Source organism: Leucobacter sp. OLIS6 (assembly GCF_002752355.1).
Taxonomy (GTDB): Bacteria; Actinomycetota; Actinomycetes; order Actinomycetales; family Microbacteriaceae; genus Leucobacter.
The window spans coordinates 353,054-370,269 of the sequence record NZ_MRAV01000014.1; the positions used below are offsets into that span (position 1 = coordinate 353,054).

General features: G+C 70.7%; 19 protein-coding genes and 1 tRNA gene. 14 read left to right on the top strand and 6 right to left on the bottom strand.

All coding sequences use genetic code 11. From position 1 onward, the window contains the following. Positions 1 to 1,023: a DMT family transporter gene (locus BMH31_RS11720; RefSeq protein ID WP_241898264.1), complete on the top strand. Its 1,023-nt coding sequence runs from the start codon at positions 1 to 3 to the stop codon at positions 1,021 to 1,023. On the opposite strand, the gene BMH31_RS11725 is transcribed toward BMH31_RS11720, so the two are convergent. Both BMH31_RS11725 and BMH31_RS11730 read right to left on the bottom strand, forming a co-directional pair. After that, positions 1,020 to 1,766 (bottom strand): ABC transporter ATP-binding protein, encoded by a 747-nt coding sequence (locus tag BMH31_RS11725; protein ID WP_241898265.1) that lies wholly within the window; start codon positions 1,764 to 1,766, stop codon positions 1,020 to 1,022. The genes BMH31_RS11720 and BMH31_RS11725 overlap by 4 nt on opposite strands. A gap of 65 nt (positions 1,767 to 1,831) precedes the next feature. Continuing rightward, the gene (locus tag BMH31_RS11730; protein ID WP_099725080.1) at positions 1,832 to 3,328 is read right to left on the bottom strand and encodes an ABC transporter permease; all 1,497 of its coding nucleotides are present in this window, start codon (positions 3,326 to 3,328) and stop codon (positions 1,832 to 1,834) included. Positions 3,329 to 3,488: 160 nt separating this feature from the next. Between BMH31_RS11730 and BMH31_RS11735 the strand changes: the two genes are divergently transcribed. Both BMH31_RS11735 and BMH31_RS11740 read left to right on the top strand, forming a co-directional pair. Next, positions 3,489 to 4,751 carry a sensor histidine kinase gene (locus BMH31_RS11735; protein ID WP_158234969.1) on the top strand — a complete coding sequence of 421 codons (1,263 nt, stop codon included), beginning with the start codon at positions 3,489 to 3,491 and terminating at the stop codon, positions 4,749 to 4,751. Continuing rightward, a complete protein-coding gene (locus tag BMH31_RS11740) occupies positions 4,748 to 5,416 on the top strand; it encodes a response regulator transcription factor (protein ID WP_099725078.1) in 669 nt (222 codons plus the stop codon). Before BMH31_RS11735 ends, BMH31_RS11740 begins: the two co-directional genes overlap by 4 nt. 36 nt (positions 5,417 to 5,452) lie before the next feature. Here BMH31_RS11740 and BMH31_RS11745 read toward each other — a convergent pair whose 3' ends face one another. Further along, positions 5,453 to 6,142 (bottom strand): DNA-3-methyladenine glycosylase, encoded by a 690-nt coding sequence (locus BMH31_RS11745; protein WP_099725077.1) that lies wholly within the window; start codon positions 6,140 to 6,142, stop codon positions 5,453 to 5,455. 78 nt (positions 6,143 to 6,220) lie between these two features. Between BMH31_RS11745 and BMH31_RS11750 the strand changes: the two genes are divergently transcribed. Then, positions 6,221 to 6,586 carry a hypothetical protein gene (locus BMH31_RS11750; RefSeq protein ID WP_143469864.1) on the top strand — a complete coding sequence of 122 codons (366 nt, stop codon included), beginning with the start codon at positions 6,221 to 6,223 and terminating at the stop codon, positions 6,584 to 6,586. A 17-nt stretch (positions 6,587 to 6,603) separates the two neighbouring features. After that, positions 6,604 to 6,680: transfer RNA gene (locus tag BMH31_RS11755), tRNA-Ile, on the top strand. 105 nt (positions 6,681 to 6,785) lie between these two features. Here the strand turns inward: BMH31_RS11755 and BMH31_RS11760 are convergent. Beyond that, positions 6,786 to 7,361 (bottom strand): hypothetical protein, encoded by a 576-nt coding sequence (locus BMH31_RS11760; protein ID WP_099725075.1) that lies wholly within the window; start codon positions 7,359 to 7,361, stop codon positions 6,786 to 6,788. 149 nt (positions 7,362 to 7,510) lie between these two features. Between BMH31_RS11760 and BMH31_RS11765 the strand changes: the two genes are divergently transcribed. From BMH31_RS11765 to BMH31_RS11795, 7 genes are all read left to right on the top strand, one after another. Further along, positions 7,511 to 8,056 (top strand): AAA family ATPase, encoded by a 546-nt coding sequence (locus BMH31_RS11765; protein WP_099725074.1) that lies wholly within the window; start codon positions 7,511 to 7,513, stop codon positions 8,054 to 8,056. 96 nt (positions 8,057 to 8,152) lie between these two features. Next, a complete protein-coding gene (locus tag BMH31_RS11770) occupies positions 8,153 to 8,812 on the top strand; it encodes a hypothetical protein (RefSeq protein WP_099725073.1) in 660 nt (219 codons plus the stop codon). Positions 8,813 to 8,889: 77 nt separating this feature from the next. Then, positions 8,890 to 9,333: a DUF6153 family protein gene (locus BMH31_RS11775; RefSeq protein WP_143469866.1), complete on the top strand. Its 444-nt coding sequence runs from the start codon at positions 8,890 to 8,892 to the stop codon at positions 9,331 to 9,333. Positions 9,334 to 9,466: 133 nt separating this feature from the next. Continuing rightward, a complete protein-coding gene (locus BMH31_RS11780) occupies positions 9,467 to 10,420 on the top strand; it encodes a cytochrome c oxidase assembly protein (protein WP_099725071.1) in 954 nt (317 codons plus the stop codon). A gap of 72 nt (positions 10,421 to 10,492) precedes the next feature. Then, entirely contained in the window at positions 10,493 to 11,155 is a 663-nt protein-coding gene (locus BMH31_RS11785) for a TetR/AcrR family transcriptional regulator (protein ID WP_143469868.1), read from the top strand. A 157-nt stretch (positions 11,156 to 11,312) separates the two neighbouring features. Beyond that, complete coding sequence (locus BMH31_RS11790) at positions 11,313 to 13,043, top strand: MDR family MFS transporter (RefSeq protein WP_099725069.1); 1,731 nt, start codon at positions 11,313 to 11,315, stop codon at positions 13,041 to 13,043. A gap of 90 nt (positions 13,044 to 13,133) precedes the next feature. Beyond that, entirely contained in the window at positions 13,134 to 14,273 is a 1,140-nt protein-coding gene (locus BMH31_RS11795) for an FAD-dependent oxidoreductase (RefSeq protein WP_099725068.1), read from the top strand. Here BMH31_RS11795 and BMH31_RS11800 read toward each other — a convergent pair. After that, a complete protein-coding gene (locus BMH31_RS11800) occupies positions 14,270 to 15,010 on the bottom strand; it encodes an alpha/beta fold hydrolase (RefSeq protein WP_099725067.1) in 741 nt (246 codons plus the stop codon). The genes BMH31_RS11795 and BMH31_RS11800 overlap by 4 nt on opposite strands. A 2-nt stretch (positions 15,011 to 15,012) precedes the next feature. Next, the gene (locus BMH31_RS11805; RefSeq protein ID WP_099725066.1) at positions 15,013 to 15,870 is read right to left on the bottom strand and encodes a glutamine amidotransferase; all 858 of its coding nucleotides are present in this window, start codon (positions 15,868 to 15,870) and stop codon (positions 15,013 to 15,015) included. A gap of 126 nt (positions 15,871 to 15,996) precedes the next feature. Between BMH31_RS11805 and BMH31_RS11810 the strand changes: the two genes are divergently transcribed. Both BMH31_RS11810 and BMH31_RS11815 read left to right on the top strand, forming a co-directional pair. Beyond that, on the top strand, positions 15,997 to 16,452 hold the full coding sequence (locus BMH31_RS11810; RefSeq protein WP_099725065.1) for a VOC family protein: 456 nt from the start codon (positions 15,997 to 15,999) through the stop codon (positions 16,450 to 16,452). Between the two features lie 146 nt (positions 16,453 to 16,598). Next, a complete protein-coding gene (locus tag BMH31_RS11815; RefSeq protein WP_099725064.1) occupies positions 16,599 to 17,117 on the top strand; it encodes a DUF3145 family protein in 519 nt (172 codons plus the stop codon). Positions 17,118 to 17,216: the final 99 nt, after the last annotated feature.

The following is a 17,216-nucleotide window of genomic DNA, read 5'->3' on the forward strand; positions in this document are numbered from 1 at the left end:
GTGATCTCGAGCCTCCTCTCCGTCGGCACCGCGCCGTTCCTGCTCGAGACCGCCGAGATCGCGAGCGAGGTCGAGTTCTCGCCCAAGCAGCTCCTCGGTATCCTCGCCGCGCTCGTGGGCGCCGCGCTGCTCGCGTTCGGCGCCCAGTACCAGTCGCGGGGGCTCAACAAGGTCGAGCGGATCACGGGCGAGAGCGCGGGATCCGGGCTCTCCTTCCGGCACGTGCTCAGCCTGCTGCGGCGGCCCTCCTGGGTCGTCGGCACGGTGTGCCTCGGCCTCGCGGTCGTGTTCCAGCTGCTGTCGCTGACGGTCGCCCCGATCATCGTCGTGCAGCCCATCGGCGTCGTCGGCCTGGTGATCACCTCGATCCTCAACTCCCGTCTCTCGGGGGTGCGCCTCGGCAAGCGGGCGAAGACCGCGATCGCCATGTGCGTCGGCGGCATCGTCACCTACGTCACCGTGGCCGCCTTCGCCGCGGTCGAGCGGCCGATCGGCAACGAGAAGCTGCTCGTGATCCTCATCACCTACGCGGTCGTGCTCGTGCTCGCGGTCATCGCGTTCCTCGCGCTGCGCCACCGCCGCATCGCGCTGCTCTACATCGTCGGCGCCGGTGTGCTCTACGGCTTCGTCGCGACGCTCGCGAAGACCATCATCGTCCGCTTCCAGCAGGGCGACGTGGAGTGGCTCACCTGGGCCTGCGCGGCGCTGCTCGTGCTGGGCGCGCTGCTCGGCATGGTGTTCGTGCAGAACGCCTACTCCTCGGGCCCGCCCGACCTCGTGGTGGCCGGGCTCACGGTCATCGACCCGCTCGTCGCGGTGCTCATCGGCATCCTCGTGCTCGGCGAGGCGTCCGGCGCGAACGGCCTCCAGATTCTCGGCTTCGTGACCGGTGGCCTCATCGCGGTCGCGGGTGTGATCATGCTGGCGCGGTTCCACCCGCAGAACGGCGCGAACGTGCTCGACGAGGCGGCGCCCGGCGTCGGCGCCCGGGCCGAGCCGGGCACCGCCCCGGACCGCGACTAGCGCCGCACCTCGTGCAGGCGGCCGCCGTCGAGGCGGAGCCGCCGGTGCGCCCGCTTCGCGACCGCGGAGTCGTGGGTGACCGCGACGATGGTGAGGCCCTCGCGGTTCAACCCCTCCAGCAGCTCGAGGATCTCGTCGCGCATCGACTCGTCGAGGTTGCCCGTCGGCTCGTCGGCGAGCAGTACCTTGGGTCCCGCGACGATGGCGCGCGCGATCGCGACGCGCTGCTGCTGGCCGCCCGACAGCTCGCTCGGCCGGTGCCCGCCGCGATCCGCCAGCCCGACCTTCGCGAGGGCCTCGGCGACGCGCTCGGTCCGGGTGGACGCGGTCATGCCGCGTCCCTCGAGCGCCACGTTCACGTTCTCGCTGGCGGTGAGCGTGGGGATCAGATTGAACGACTGGAACACGAAGCCGATCCGCGCGGCGCGCATCCGGGTGAGTACGCCGTCACGCGCCGCGGCGAGGTCGATCCCGTCCAGCCGCAGCACTCCGCTGCTCGGCCGGTCGAGCGCGCCGAGCAATTGCAGCAGCGTCGACTTGCCGCCGCCGGTGGGGCCCTGGATCGTCGCGAACTCGCCGGGCATGATGCTGATGTCCACGCCGGTCAGCGGGGTGAGGGTGCGTCCCTGCATGCGATAGCTCTTGGTGATGCCGTCCAGCACGTAGATCGGCTCGATGCGCGACCGGGCTGCGGGGTCGGGGGAGACGGCGGTCTCGGGTGCCGCCTGGGCTGTGGGGTTCATCTGGGTCTCGTTCCGTTCTGAATCGGTGCTGAGCTGGGGACCCGGCCGGGCCGCGTCGAGGGGGCTCATGCGACGGCCCTCAGCGCCTCGACCGGGCTGAGCCGTGCGGCGCGCCAGGCCCCGAAGCTGCCGGCGACCAGGCCGCCCAACAGGGCGAGCAGGATCGCGGCCGCCACGATCCAGGGGGTCACGGGAGCGTGCAGCACGATCTCGGTCGCCTGCTGCGCCGCGCGTCCGAAGCCGCCGGGCATTCCGCCCCCGCTCTCAGGCATTCCGCCGCCCGCGCCGCCGGGCATCGCGCCCTCGGCCGCCGCGCGACCCGCGGTGGCGGTGGCGCCGCCGCCGATCTTCGGGGCGATCAGGTTGATGATCCCGACCGTGCCCAGACCGAGCACGAGGCCCACGACGCCACCGATCAGGGCCTGGACACCGGATTCGCCGGCGAGCTGTCCGACCACGCGCCGGTTCGACCAGCCGATCGCCTTCAGGGTGCCGAACTCCCGGGTGCGCCGCGAGACGCCCGAGCTGGTCAGCAGCATGGCGATGACCAGGGCGACCGCGAGGACGATGATCGAGAGCCAGGTGCCGAGATTCGTGATCAACGAGGAGGCGCTCGAGAGGGAGCCTGAGACCTGCGCGGCGAGATCCGCCTGCGAGCTCACGGTGGCGTCCGGAACCTGCTTCTCGATCTTCTGCTGTAGCGCTTCGATACCGCTCGCAGAATCGGCGCTCACGTACACCGTCGATACGACGTCTTCGACACCGGCGAGGGTGCGCGCCGTGTCGATGGGCAGGAACACGTTCGCGGCGGTCTCCGCCTCGTCACCGGTCGATGCGACAATGCCGACCACCTCGACCGTGCTGCCGCCGACCTCGACCGAGTCGCCGACCGCGATGCTCTCGGTCTTCGCGTAGAGGGAGTCGACCACGGCGACCTTCTTCCCGGCGTCGGATGCGGCGAGCGCGCGTCCCGAGCTCACCTTCGTCGCCGAGAGCGGGCCGACGCCCGTGGCCGAGGGATCGACGCCGAGCACGGTGAAGCTCTCGATGCCGAACGAGCTGCCGCCGGAACCGCCGGCGCCTCCTGCGCCGCCCTCGGGCGGTGCGCTCATGCCGCCGCTCTGCGACTGCATCTGGGAGCGGTCGGGCATCTCGCCGGTGAACGTGGTGTTGGTGAGGCTGAGCGCCCCGGTCGTCTTGGCGACGCCGTCGAGCTTGCCGACCGCGGTGACGGTGCTGGCATCGAGCGTTCCCTGGCGCGGGTTCGACATGAGGCGCGACTTCGCGAGCGTCGTCGTGCCGTCCGTGCTCTGTCCGTCGTTCTGGCCGAATTCGAAGCGCGGGCCGCCGCCCTGGCCGGGCTCAGTGGCGGCGCCGGTCACGGTGAGGTCGGTGCCGACGCCGTAGACGCCCTCGAGGGCTCGGGTCTGCGCCTGCTTGACGCCGGCGGAGAGCGCCGACACGACGATGACGAGCGCGATGGCGATCGCGAGTCCGGCTGCGACGATGATCGTCTGCCGTTTCCGTCCGAGCAGCTCGCGCCGCAGCATGGTCCAGTACATCGGGGGTCCTTTCGTCCTTCGATCGAGAACTGTTCCGAGTCTTCCGAGGGGGCGCCGGTTGCGCGTCACCCCTGCGGGTACACCCCGTACTGCGATCGCGGTATCCCGGATGCCGCACTCGGGCGACGCGCGTTCGGCCGAACCCGGGCAGACTGGGGGCATGAGCGATGCACGCGCGGCTGCGACGGAGCCGGAGGAACACGAGCGCTGGCCCGGTTGGGCGGCGGATCTGACCGCCGCGCTCGTCGTGCTGCTGGGCGGCGGGATCCTGGTGGGCAGCGGCCTGGGCATGGGGTTCGGGGGCATGCCCGGTTCGGGAGGTGCCTGGGGGCGCCCGCCGGGACCGCCCATGGGCGAGCCGAGCGCGCTGCACCAGTTCTGGAGCGTGCTGCTGCTCGTGATCCCCGCCGGCCTCATGTTCGTCCGGCGGCGCTGGCCGCTCGCGGTCTTCGTCGCGACGTTCGCGGTGTTCTTCCTCGCCGCGCTCGGGTCCTCGCCGTCGATCGGGCCGGGGATCGGGCTCACGATCGCCGCGTTCACGCTCGCGAACCGGGCACCTCGGCGGCTCGCACTCATCGCCGCGGCCGTCGCCACCGGGCTGATCCTGCTGCTCAGCATCGCCGTGACCGACTGGAGCTCGTTCTCGCCCCGGGTGTTCCAGGTCGGTGCGGCGCTGTCGATCGCGGCTGCCCTCGGCGACAGCGCCCGTTCGCGGCGCGAGTACCTGGCGGCGATGACCGAGCGGGCGGAGCGCGCGGAGGAGACGCGCGAGAGCGAGGCGCTGCAGCGGGTCGCCGAGGAGCGCCTGCGCATCGCGCGGGAACTGCACGACACCGTGGCGCACCAGCTGGCGGTGATCAACCTGAACGCCGGCGTCGCGGCCGGCCTGCTCGAGGAACGACCCGAGCGCGCCCGCGAGGCGCTCAGCACGATCCGGGATGCCGCGCGCGGCGGCATCGGCGAGATCGGGGAGCTGCTGCACTACCTGCGCGCCGACGAGACGAGCGATCCCGGGACCGCGCCGCAGCCCGGCCTGGACCGGCTCGAGGCGCTGCTGGCCGGGGTGCGCGAGGGGGGTCTCGACGTCGAGCTCCGCATCGACGGCGATCCCTCGCGGATCCTGGGCGCGACCGACCGGGCGGCGTACCGCCTCGTGCAGGAGGGCCTGACCAACGCACTCAAGCACGGTTCGGAGCATCGAGCGGCGCTGCGGCTCGACGTCGATCTGCACGAGCTGCGCATCGAGCTCTCCAATCCGGTCGGCACGAGTACCGCGGAGGATCCTGCTACGTCCGCCGGACTGGGGCTCGTCGGGATCCGGGAGCGCGTCGCCGCGCTCGGCGGATCCGTGACCACGGGCCGGATCGCCGGAGTGTTCCACCTGAGCGCCGTGCTCCCGATCCCCGAAGAGGGCGCCCGATGATCCGCGTGCTCGTGGTCGACGATCAGCCCCTGATCCGGCAGGCCGTGGCCGATATCCTCGCCGTGCACGACGACCTCGACGTGATCGGCACCGCCGCCGACGGCCGGGAGGCGATCGCGGAAGCCTCGCGGCTGCGCCCCGATGTGGTGCTCATGGACATCCGCATGCCCGACGTCGACGGGATCCGGGCGACCGAGGCGATCTGCGCCGAACCGGGATCAGGTGAAGTGCGGGTCCTCGTGCTCACCACCTTCGAGGAGGAGGAGTATGTGGTGTCGGCGCTGCGCGCCGGTGCGAGCGGCTTCATCGGCAAGGGGGCGGAACCCGACGACATCGCTCGGGCGGTGCGCGCGGTGCACGCCGGCGACACCCTGCTCTCGCCGGTCGCGACCCGGGCGCTCATCAGCCGCTACGTGATGCCCGCGAGCGGCGTCCGCGGCACTGGGGTCCCCGCGGAGCTCTCCGGCCTCACCGAGCGGGAGGTCGAGGTGCTCCTGCTCGTCGCCCGCGGCCGATCGAACCAGGAGCTCGCCGAGCAGCTCTTCATTTCGCCGCACACCGCGAAGACGCACGTGAACCGGATCATGAGCAAGGTCGGCGCGCACGATCGCGCGCAGCTCGTGATCCTCGCCTACGAGAGCGGGCTGCTCGCGCCGGGGGAGTAGGGCCCTGTTCGGCGGATGCTGCGGGCGCCGCGGCGCTCAGCCCCGCGGCGCTCCGCGGCCGGGCCGGAACGCCGACACCGTCGGATCGCCCGGCAACCAGAACCGCCACGGGAACGCCGGACCGCCCGCTTCGCCCGCCACACCGACGCGCGGTCCCCGCGCGATCTCGGCGGCGAGCGCCGGCGCCGGTTCGAACGAGAACGGTGCGGTGAAGAGGTCACGGCCGTCGTGCGCCTCGCGGGTCACGCCGAGCGCGGCCGCGAGGTTGCCGGGGCCGCGGGCCAGCGCGCGGTGCGGGATCTCCGGTGCGGCAGGGGTGCCCGGTGCGCCTGAGCCAGCCGGTGCATCCGGGGTGGAGATGCCGCGTTTCCGCACGCGGAAGGATCGGGCCAGCGCCTCGCCCGCGACGACCTCGCCCGCGCGGAGCAGCACCCCCGAGGCGGATCCCTCGGGCGAGCAGACCAGGTTGAGCGCGAAGTGCATACCGTAGCTGAAGTAGACGTAGGCGTGGCCCGGCGGGCCGAACATCGAGGCGTTGCGCTCGGTGCGGCGGTCCTTCGAGTGCGAGCCCGCGTCGTAGGGGCCGGGCACCCCGACGCCGTGGTACGCCTCGACCTCGGTGATGCGGACCGTGACGGAGCCGCCCGGGTGCTGCACCGAGACACGGGCGCCCAGCAGATGCGGAGCGACCTCAATCGCGGGTGCGTCGAACAGGCGGTGCGGCATCGCTCCAGTCTGGCAGGGAGACCGGCCGCGCGCTGCCAGTGGGCGGCGGCCGACGGCCAACGGCCGTAGGATCGTCGGGTGACCGAGTCCCGTTTCCGTGTGCGCCCGCCGAGCTTTATTGTGGCGCTCGTGCTGCCGCTCGTCGTCGGGGTCCTGCTCAACGCGGTGGTGCGCCCGTGGCTCGGGCGGCAGCTCGGCGGCACCCCGCGATCGGCGGGCGCCTCGGTGCGCGGTCAGGATCACTGGTGGGAGTTCGACGCGGCGACTCGCGCCGAGCACCCGATGCTCACGGGGTTCCTGACGACCTCCGACGGTGCGATCGCCATGCTGCTGTTCGCCGTCATCGTGCTGCTGTTCGCGTGGCGCTTTCTGGATCCCAGGATCCGAGTGTTTCGCGCGCGCCGCGCGGCGGCCGCGGCCAGGAGATCCTCGGCGGGGTCATAGACTGAGGGAGTTGCCCAGGGGCGTTAGCTCAGCCGGTTAGAGCAGCGGACTCATAATCCGTCGGTCGCGGGTTCAAGCCCCGCACGCCCTACCAATCGAACTTCGAATGTTGCCCGGTCAGGACTGGTTTCCTGACCGGGCTTCTGTGTGTCCGCGAAAATCCGTGGGTCAGAGTAGGGCTAGCGCGGGGCATACGGTTTCAGCGGCCCCGCATCAGGCGCACGACGCCGGCCGGAGTGATCGCGTCCTGGGCCAGGTCGAAGAAAAGGCCAGCTTCGCCGACCCCGGCCTGCGTGCCCAGGTCCGTCCAGGAATCCGAGATGAGGATCGGGAATCGGGCGAGCAGGTCCCCGATCCGTTCGCGAACGGCGCCGCGAATACGAAAATCGGGATCGACGAACGACTGGATCTCAACCTGCACATACCGGGCGCCGGCGTCGATCAGCCGCTCCAGGTGCGACTCGTGGCCGAGCAGCGAAAGATCGTCACGGGCGATGGTGAGGCCGGCGCAGATCGACGGGATACCGAGCGGCTCGAGCGCCGCCAGCTGCTCCGTGAGCAGACCTGGTTTCTCGGGGTCTGCGGGAGTGAACTCGAGGAAGTCGGGAGCGAGTCCCGCGATCTGCGCGGGATCGAGCCGCAGCGGATCCACTCGCACCGAGATCAGCGCGTCCGATGTCTCCCGGAGCTCCGTGTAGGTGGCCTCCGAAACGGCGCGCGTCCGGTCGGCTTCATCGACGAGCTGCACATCGAGGATGTCCGCGTTCCGGAACACAGTCGCTTCTCGGACTGATCGGACCGGTCCAACCTTCCACATCATGACTCCTCGATCGACGGCATCGGCTTCGGTATCAGCGTAGCCATCCCCGAATCGGACCCCGGGGGAGCACGACGCCCGCAACAGGCACAGCTACTGTTGGGATCGTGATCATCTGGCTCAACGGAACGCACGGGGCGGGGAAGACGACGACCAGTCGCCTCCTGCAGCCCCTGGTCCCGCAGTCGCGGATCTTCGACGCCGAGAAGGTCGGCGAGGTGCTCATGGATATCGCGCCGGCTCTGCCCGAGACGGGCAACTTCCAGCACTGGCCGCCCTGGAGGCCGCTCGTCGCCGAGACTGCCCGACGGGTGCTCGACTATGTGGGCGGGACCCTCATCATTCCGATGACCGTGCTCACCGAACAGTACTGGCAAGAGATCGCTGCGGACCTCGGTCGGCACGAGATCACCGTGCACCACTTCGTCCTGCACGCGGACGAGACCACGCTGCGGCACCGCATCGATGACGACGCCGACATGGGGCCATCGACATTCCGTCACGACCACGTCCGCCCCTACATCGAAGCTGCGCGCTCCTGGCTGCACGATCAGGCGGCCGTCATCGACACGACCGCGAAGCCCGCGGACGCCGTCGCACGCGAGATCGCAGAGCGCCTCTCACGTTCGAGTCCGGATTCTGCAGGGGCGTAGCCGGGCGGCGAACACCGACGCGGACTCGAACTGTGCGGGCACCGCCGAGCGTGGTCGCGATGGCGGCGGCGTACCGGGATACTGCATACTGAAGGCATGGACTGGTCTCTGCAGCGCAACTTCGGGATCGCGGCCGGGGTCATTCTCGGCGCGCTGCTCGGACTGATGATCGCGCAGTCGATCGTCCTCGCGACCGAGGGGTTCCACCCGAGGGGCATTACACCGCAGCTGATCATGCTGCCGACGCTCCTCGTCGTGATCCTCGTGAACCTGGGGATCGGCCTGCGCATGGTCGACCGCCTGGTGACGCTGATCGCGCAGCGCTCGCAGCTCCTCGCCACCGGTGCGGCTCCGGGGGAGACGGCCCCCGCTCGGGTCGGACAGGTGTTCGGGCGGGAGCAGCGCGTCGCCGCGACGATGCGCTTCCCAGCATCCCCGGAGTCCGCTCGCCTCGCGCTCGTGAAGGTGCTGCCGAGCGGTGGCCTGCCGCGCACGGCCTACGTCCTGCTGCCCACACGCTACGGTATCCAGCGGAACGCGCCCGCGTCGGTCGTGCTCGATCCCGCGAACCCGGATGTCGCCGTGCTCGACGATCGCGTCGACGCGGCGGTGCTGGCCGCGATCGCCGCCGACCCCCGGTGGGCGACGGTGCGCGTACCCGGACGCTTCCTCCGGCAGGGCGGCCTCGCGGTCGTCATCGCGTTCGTCGCCGGGCTGATCGTCAGCCTGCCGCTCTGGATCCTGTTCCTGCGCTGAACGGCCCTGCCTCCCACACCGCCGAGTTAGAGAAGCCGCCCGGCCAGAGCTCTGGGCGGACTGCTAGCGTGGCCCGCGTGAGCAATCGGCACGAGCGGGTACCGCGGGGGAGCCTCGGCAGATTCCTCGCCGTCGGCGCGATCCTCCTCGGACTCATCGGCATGCACTCCCTGCTGCTCGCAGACCCGGCGAATCACGGATCCGCGCCCGCAGCAGCTGCGGGCGCAGCGATCGACGCCCTCGAACCGGCCGTACCGGGCTCGGCGGAGTCAGCCACTCCGGCCGATGCTCCCCATGCCGATTCGGGCACCCGGCTCTCACCGCAGGGCGGCGAGCACGCCGACCTCATCGCGGCGTGCGTTCTCGCCCTGCTGCTGACCGCCGTCCTGCTGCTCGCTTCGGACCGCCGACTTCTCGCACGGTTCACCGCCGGCATCGGCGGATCGCGACCCCGCCTCCCGGTCCCCGGGTGGCCCGCACTCCGCACCTCTCCAGCGGTCCTCGCCGTCAGCCGGACCTGATTCCTCTCGGTTCCCCGCCGCTGCTCGCCCGACGCGTGCAGCGCGCTGCGCACCGCGCTCCTTCAGCGACCTCCGATGTGCCGGAGCAGAGCAGCACGGACGCGCCCCGAGACGCATCGACCGAGGAGCAGCCATGCCCGCCCGCCCAGTCATCAGCCCGACCGAACCTGGACCGTTCGGCCTCGCCGACCTGTTCGTCTTCGACCCGCTTCGCGCCTCACCGCTCGCCTGGATCGCGCTGATCATCTGCGCGGCCTACTTGACCGGCGCGATCTCCCTGCGGCGCAGGGGGAGGCGCTGGTCGCCGGCCCGCGTGCTGTCCTTCGTGCTCGGTTGCGCGCTCTGGTTCGGCGCCACCGGGCTCGGCGTCAACGCGCAGGCCGAGGCGCTCGTGTCCGCGCTGCTGTTCCAGCAGATCACCCTGATGGTCGTCGCGCCGCCCCTGCTGCTCATAGGCAGCCCCGGCAGGCTGCTGCTGCGCGCGGTTCCGCACCGCGGGATCGGCCGGCCGACCCTACGCGGTGCGATCGGCGGCGCCCGATCTTCCGTCGCGAGGATCCTCCTGCACCCCGCGATGGCCATCGTCATCGCCGCACTCGCGTTCCCGGCGCTCTACTTCACCGATGCCGTGAGCGCCCTCCTGGCACTCCCGGGCGGCCACGGGGTGCTGCTCACCCTGTTCCTCCTGCTCGGCATCATCGCAGCGGCGCCCCTCTGGTCCCTCGACCCGCTGCCGCGCGCGCCCTCGTACGGGGCTCGGCTCGCCAATGTCGTGATCGAGATCCAGATCCACGCCGTGTTCGGACTCGTGATGCTGCTGAGCACCGCACCGCTGTTCCGCGCCTACGCCGACGATCCGGCAGGCTGGGGGATCCCGCGCGCGCTCGACCAGGCCATCGCCGGCGGGCTCGCGTGGTCGTACGGCGAACTCCCGCTGCTCATCGTGTTGATCGTGACCCTGTCGAAGTGGCGGAGGAGCGAGATGCGTTCGGCACGGCACCGGGAGGCGGAGGAGGATGCGGAGCTCGAACGCTACAACGCGCAGCTCGCGGCCCGGAGCCGCACCGAGCCTCCCCGCATTTCCTGACCGGCGGTGCATGGCGATGGGGCCCTCGCCGCAAAGTTGCACTCTCAGGAGAATGGTGCATAATTGCACTCCGTGACCAAGAGTGCAGAATCATCGCGCGAGCGGCGCATGCGCCATACGCGCCTGAGCCTCACCGAGAACGCCCGACGCCTCACCGCGAAGCACGGCATGAACGGCTTCACGGTCGAGGAGCTGTGCGAGATCGTCGGCATCTCGCGCCGCACCTTCTTCAACTACTTCCACACGAAGGAGGATGCGATCATCGGGCGTCCCAGCGACGCCATCAGCGACGAGCTCGCCGAGTGGTTCGTCGCTCGCGGCACCGGCGACGCCGAGCTCGGGCCCGCCCTCATGAACGATCTGGTCGAGGTCTCCTGGCGCAGCTTCGACGAGATGCTGCAGATCACGGGCAGCCTCACCGACATGCACGCCCTGCTCGAGAAGGAGCCGGAGTTCATGACGCGCCTGATCCGCGAGAACAAGGCGCAGCACGAGATGGTCCGTGCCCTCATCGCGAAGCGCGAGGGGCTCGAACCCGAGGACCCGAGGGTGCAGCTCGCGCTGATGTCGCTCATGCCGATCGTGCTGACCGCCGCCGGTCACTACTTCGCCACCGTCGGATCGGGCGCGGAACCCGTGAGCATGCGCGGGGTCTTGGAGGAGACGCTCGCACAGGTCCGACGGCTCTTCCGGGATCCCGACGCTCCGATCGGCGGCGCGTCCCCGAACCCCTGACCCGGGTCGACCCGCTTCGCCCCGACCCGCTCCCGACAACACCAGCTCCGCAGACGACCCGCTCCGCTCGGCGACAACGCCTCGCTCCGCCAGTGCGCTCCGGCGCGCCCGCAGACCTCCCACCCGACCGATGCCACACCCCACAGTAAGGATCCGCATGAGTTCCCCCGCTCGCGCAGCCTCAGGCCGTTCGGCGACCGCTGACGCGCCGCTGCTCCTGACCCAGAAGCGCATCTGGATCATCTTCTCGGCGCTCATCGCCGGCATGATGCTGTCCAGCCTCGACCAGACCATCGTCTCGACGGCGATGCCCACGATCGTCGGCAAGCTCGGCGGCGTCGAGCACCAGGCGTGGATCACGACCGCCTACCTGCTCGCCACGACCATCGTGATGCCGATCTACGGCAAGTTCGGCGACGTGCTGGGCCGCCGCAACCTCTTCCTCATCGCGATCGCGCTCTTCACGCTGGCGTCCGTCGGTGCCGCATTCGCGACCGACTTCTGGATGTTCGTCGTCTTCCGCGCGATCCAGGGCCTCGGCGGCGGCGGGCTGATGATCCTCTCGCAGGCGATCATCGCGGACATCGTGCCCGCGTCCGAGCGCGGCAAGTACATGGGCCCGCTCGGCGCCATCTTCGGCATCTCCGCGGTGGCCGGCCCGCTGCTCGGCGGGTACTTCGTCGACCACCTCACCTGGGAGTGGGCGTTCTACATCAACATTCCAGTCGGCATCGCGGCGTTCGCGATCGCGTGGTTCACGCTCACGCTGCCCAACAAGAAGGCGGAGAAGAAGATCGACGTCCTCGGCGTCATGCTGCTCTCGGCGGCGACCGTCTGCCTCATCTTCTTCACCGACTTCGGCGGCAACGCCAAGCTGCACGGCTGGGACGCCCCCGAAACCTGGATGTGGGGCGCCGGCCTGCTGGTCGCCGCGTGCCTGTTCGTGTGGGTCGAATCGAAGGCCGAGGATCCGATCATCCCGCTCTCGCTCTTCCGCAACCCGATCTTCATCAACACCACGGCGATCGGACTGACGCTCGGCATCGGCATGTTCTCCGCGATCGCGTTCGTGCCGACCTTCCTCCAGATGTCGTCGGGCACGTCGGCCGCGGCTTCGGGGCTGCTCATGATCCCGATGATGGTAGGCATGATGGGCACCTCGATCGCCTCGGGCATCGTCATCACGAAGACCGGCCGATACAAGATCTACCCGATCATCGGAACGCTCGTGACCGCCGCCGCGATGGTCGCCATGACCACCCTCTCGGCCGATACGCCCATCTGGCTGATCTGCGTCTACCTGTTCTTCTTCGGCGCAGGGCTCGGCCTGATCATGCAGGTGATCGTGCTGGTCGCGCAGAACTCGGTCCCCGCCGAGGTCATCGGCACCGCGACGAGCACCAACAACTACTTCCGGGAGGTCGGCGCCTCGCTCGGCGTCGCGATCTTCGGCGCGCTGTTCACCTCCCGGCTCAGCGAGCAGCTGGGCAAGGTGTTCGCGGGCGCCGGGGTCGCCGATCCCGGTCAGGCCACCGCGACGCTGGATCCGCAGCGCATGAGCGAGCTGCCCGGGCCGATCCGCGACGGGATCGTGAACGCCTACGCGGATTCGCTCGCGCCGGTGTTCTGGTACGTGCTGCCGTTCATTCTGGCATCGTTCGTGCTCGCGCTGTTCCTCAAGCAGATCCCGCTGTCGGATCAGTCGGGCATGGTCGCGCGCGGCGAGGCCGTCGGCGGCGCGGAGGCCGAGGCTCTGGAAGCCGAGCTGCGCGAGCTGACGGCGGCGGAGGCCGCGGGCAGCAGCGCCGCGAGCGGGCCCGGTGGGCCCGGTGGATCCACCGGATCGAAGCCGCGCTCCGGCGGCGATCCCGCCGACGCGCGGGACTGATCGAGCGAGCTCCGCTCGGCGAGGGGGCGAAGCGACCGAGGGGTCGCTTCGCCCCCTCGCCGTCCGTGCGCCCTCTGGCAGACTGTCGACATGGACTCCGTTTCCCACCTCGTCATCGGCGCGGGCATCGCCGGTGCTTCCACCGCCTGGCACCTCGCGCGCCGAGGGCACGAGGTGCTGCTGCTCGAACGGGATCGCCCCGCCTCCGCTCGCGGAAGCTCGCACGGCTCGGCGCGCATCTTCCGCTATCCCTACGCGAACCCGCTCTACACCGGCCTCGTGCAGCGCGCCGCACCGCTCTGGGAGGAACTCTCGGCGATCGGCGGCGAGCCGCTCATCTCGCGCACCGGCGGGCTCGATCACGGGGATCTCGTGCCGGCCACCGTGCTCTCGCGCGTGCTCGCGCAGCAGGGGATCCCGCACGAGGTGTTCGAGGCCGAAGCCGCTCGGGAGCGCTGGCCCCAGTTCCGCTTCGACACCGAGGTGCTGCATCAGCCCGACGCCGGCGTGCTGGACGCGGAACGCACGGTGCGGGCGATGGTCCGTGCGGCGCAGAACCACGGTGCGGAGCTGCGCACCGGCTGGACCGTGGAGGCGGTCGAACGGGTCGAAGGCGGGTACCTCGTGCACAGCGGGGTGGGGGAGCCCGTGCACGCGACCCGGGTGGTGGTCGCCGCCGGCGGATGGCTGCCCGAACTGCTGCCGAAGCTGCCGCTGAGCGACGCGTTCCGCGCGGGGCTGCCGGCCTTCGAGGTCACGCAGGAAGAGGCATTCCACTTCCCGTACGCGGCCGCTTTCGCCGATGCGAACTGGCCGACGGTGATCCGGCAGGACCGGTCCTCGCGCAGCTATGCGTTGCCGGGTGGGCGCGACGCCGGCTTCCGCGGCCTCAAGATCGCCGAGTACCACGCGGGCCGACCGCTGGCATCGGCGGCCAAGCAGGACGGTCGCATCTCCGACACTGCCCGCCACGCCATGATCGAACGGATCGCGTCCGAGTACCCGGGCCTCGATCCGGAGCCCTACGCCGAGACGACCTGCCTCTTCACCATGACGCCGAGCGAGGACTTCGTGATCGACGGTGACGACGGCATCACGATCCTGTCGGCGTGCTCGGGGCACGGGGCGAAGTTCGCGCCGCTGCTCGGTGCGCTCGTCGCCGACGAACTCGACGGCGGACCGCGCGTGCCCGACGAGTTCCGCGTCGGGCGGCGGGGCGCCCGACGCTAGCGATCCGCGTCGAGCACACCGAGGGTCGCGGCCGCGACCCGTTCGGGGAACCGGTACGGGATGTGGTGCTTGGCGCCGGCTACTACCTCGACCGCGGCGCCCGGAATGAGTTCCGGCAGGCGGTCGGCGGATTCCCGGACGATCCGACGCTCCAGCGATCCGGCGAGCGCAACCGCGGGTCCGTGGTAACGATCGATGGTGACGGGCGCGCGGAAGCGCTGATTCTCGTCGACGCTGCGGCGCACCGAGTCGACGCGCATGGATCGCAGATCCGAGAGGTACTCCGAGCGCAGCGGAACGGGCACCCCGGCCTGCGTCGCCTGACGGCTCGCGAACGCCGGCACCCGGCCGAGGGCGGCAGCGGCACCCGCTCCGACGCCGGTGGCCCAGGGGAACGGCGTCGGACGCGTCTCGCCGCTGATCCACACGAGCCCGCGCACGAGATCGGGAGCGAGCGACGCGAGGCGCAGCGCGAGCTGCGAGCCGAGCGAGAAGCCCACCACCACGGCAGGGCCCCGGTCACGGATCAGATCGGAGAGCTCGGCGACCGTCGCGTCGGCACCCGGGTAAGTCGATGCCGCCGAGCGGCCGAACCCCGGAAGATCCACCGCGATCGTCTGCAGGTTGTCGTGCGCCTCGCGCACCTCGGAGGCTGCCTGCCGCCAGATCCAGCCGGCGACGCCCGCGCCGTGCAGGAACAGCACCGGCATGCCGTCGCCGTGGATCTCGGCGTGCACGATCAGCGATTCGAGACGAGTCGCGGTGCGTCTGCCGCACCGATGCCGGGCGCGGGGAAGTCGACGACCGTCGCACCGGCGAGGTCCGCCGAATCCGCACCACCGGTCGGCTCGACGAAGTCGGGGAGCGCCCGGGCGTACTCCTCGACGAAGCGGCCGAGCACGAGCTGCGACGCCCGAACGTCGGCGTTTTCGACCCGCTCGACGACCGCGTCGAGCTCCACCGGGTCGAAGTACCCGTGATCGGCGTAGATGCGGATGCGTGACGCGAACGTCGCACCGTCGAGCTCGGGGTGGAACTGGGTCGCGTAGACGTTGCGCCCGACGCGGAATGCCTGCACGGGACACCCGGGGGAGCTCGCCAGCACCGCGATGTGCTCGGGCAGGCGGCTGATGCCCTCCTTGTGGCCGACGAACGCGTCGAACTCGTCCGGGAGTTCCCGCATGAGCGGATCGGTGAGCCCGGCCTCCGTGAGCGAGACGCGCACCGCTTCGACGGGCTCGCCGTAGGCGCGATCAACGATCGCACCCTGGTGCGCTCCGATGGTGCCGACCCCGTAGCAGATGCCGAGGAACGGCACGTCGCGGCGGATCACCTCGTCGAGCAGCTCGGAGAGTTCCCGTTCGACCCGCAGCTCGGTCTCCGACTTGGACTCGACGGGCTCGCTCACCGTGAACGGACTGCCCGCGAGGATGATGCCCGAATAGTGGTCGAGATCGATCGGCCCGAGGGGTTCGCGCTCCACCCGACGCCACTCCAGATCCTCGGGCAGCAGCCCGGTCAGGTGGCAGTACGAGGCGTGCTCCTGCGCGGCGAGCTCGTCTTCGCCTCGGGTGCTGATCAGCAGGAACGGTTTCATACCCTCAACGGTACTCCGCCCGGATGGGAACGCGCGCCACCGCGTTATGCGGCGTCACGAGGCCCGGTCGCCTCCGCGGTCCTTCCAACCCTTGCGGGTCCCCGCCGCACCGGGTAGAACAGGGGCATGGCTCTGCACTGGAAGCTCGTCGTCGACTGCCGTGATCCGCACGCCCTGGCCGACTTCTGGGCCGGAGCGCTGGAGTACGCGGTCGAGGATCCCGGTGCGCTCGTCTCGCACTTGCTGGCGGCAGGGCAACTGCCGGAAGCGGCCACCACCGAGCACGGAGGCTCCCGGCGCTTCGCGTCCCTCGCCGCGATCCGGCACCCCGACGACGCGTTCGATCCGTTCAGCGGCACCGGAGAGGGGCGCCGGGTCCTGTTCCAGCGGGTGCCCGAGCAGAAGCAGGTGAAGAACCGCCTGCACCTCGATGTGCACGCGGGGGAGTCGGGACTCGACGTCCTGCTGGCACGGCTGGAGGCGCTCGGCGCCGCGCGCCTCACCGAGGTCGACCAGGGACCGGCCGGTCACTGGTGGGTCATGCGCGATCCCGAGGGCAACGAGTTCTGCGCAGCCGGTTGAGCGGGCGCAGCCGGCTCCGGGGGCCGGGCAACCGCTGAGAGGTCGTTGCGCGACCCGAAATCGTATGGCAGGATCGCCAGTGACGGATCCGATCCGCACCGAATCGACGTTGGGGAAGACGTTTCGAGTCGGAGGAGGAGATCGCGATGTCGTCTGAAACCACGTCGGCAACCGCCACGGGGGTGCTTTTCGTGCACTCCTGCCCGAAGGCGCTGGCTCCGCACGTCGAGTGGGCGCTCGCTCGCGAGATCGGGCGGACGGTCAAACTCGAGTGGACCCCGCAGCCGCTCATGCCCGGCTTCGTGCGCGCCACGGCGAACTGGCGCGGGCCTGCGGGAACCGCGCCCGCGGTGGCGTCCTCGCTGTTCGGATGGCAGCAGCTGCGCTTCGAGATCACCGAGAACGCCAGCCGCATCGGCGACGGCGGCCGCTGGATGCACACCCCGTCGCTCGGGATCTTCCACATGCAGACCGACCGCGCCGGCAACGGGGTGCTCACCGAGCACGCGATCCACGCCGCCATCATCGGCGCCGCGGGCGATCCCGATGTCCTCGCGCGCGAGCTGCGGCTCGCGCTGGGACAGTCCTGGGACGAGGAGCTCGAGCCGTTCCGCGGGGCGGAACCGGGCGACGCGATCGTGGTGCCGTTGCACCGGGTCGGATAGAGCTGGGCGGCGGCCGGGGCGCGCAGCGCACCGGAACCGCCGCCCGACAAACTGTGCCGATGGAGCCAGCGGAGTACCGGGGGTCGGTCGGCACGCCAA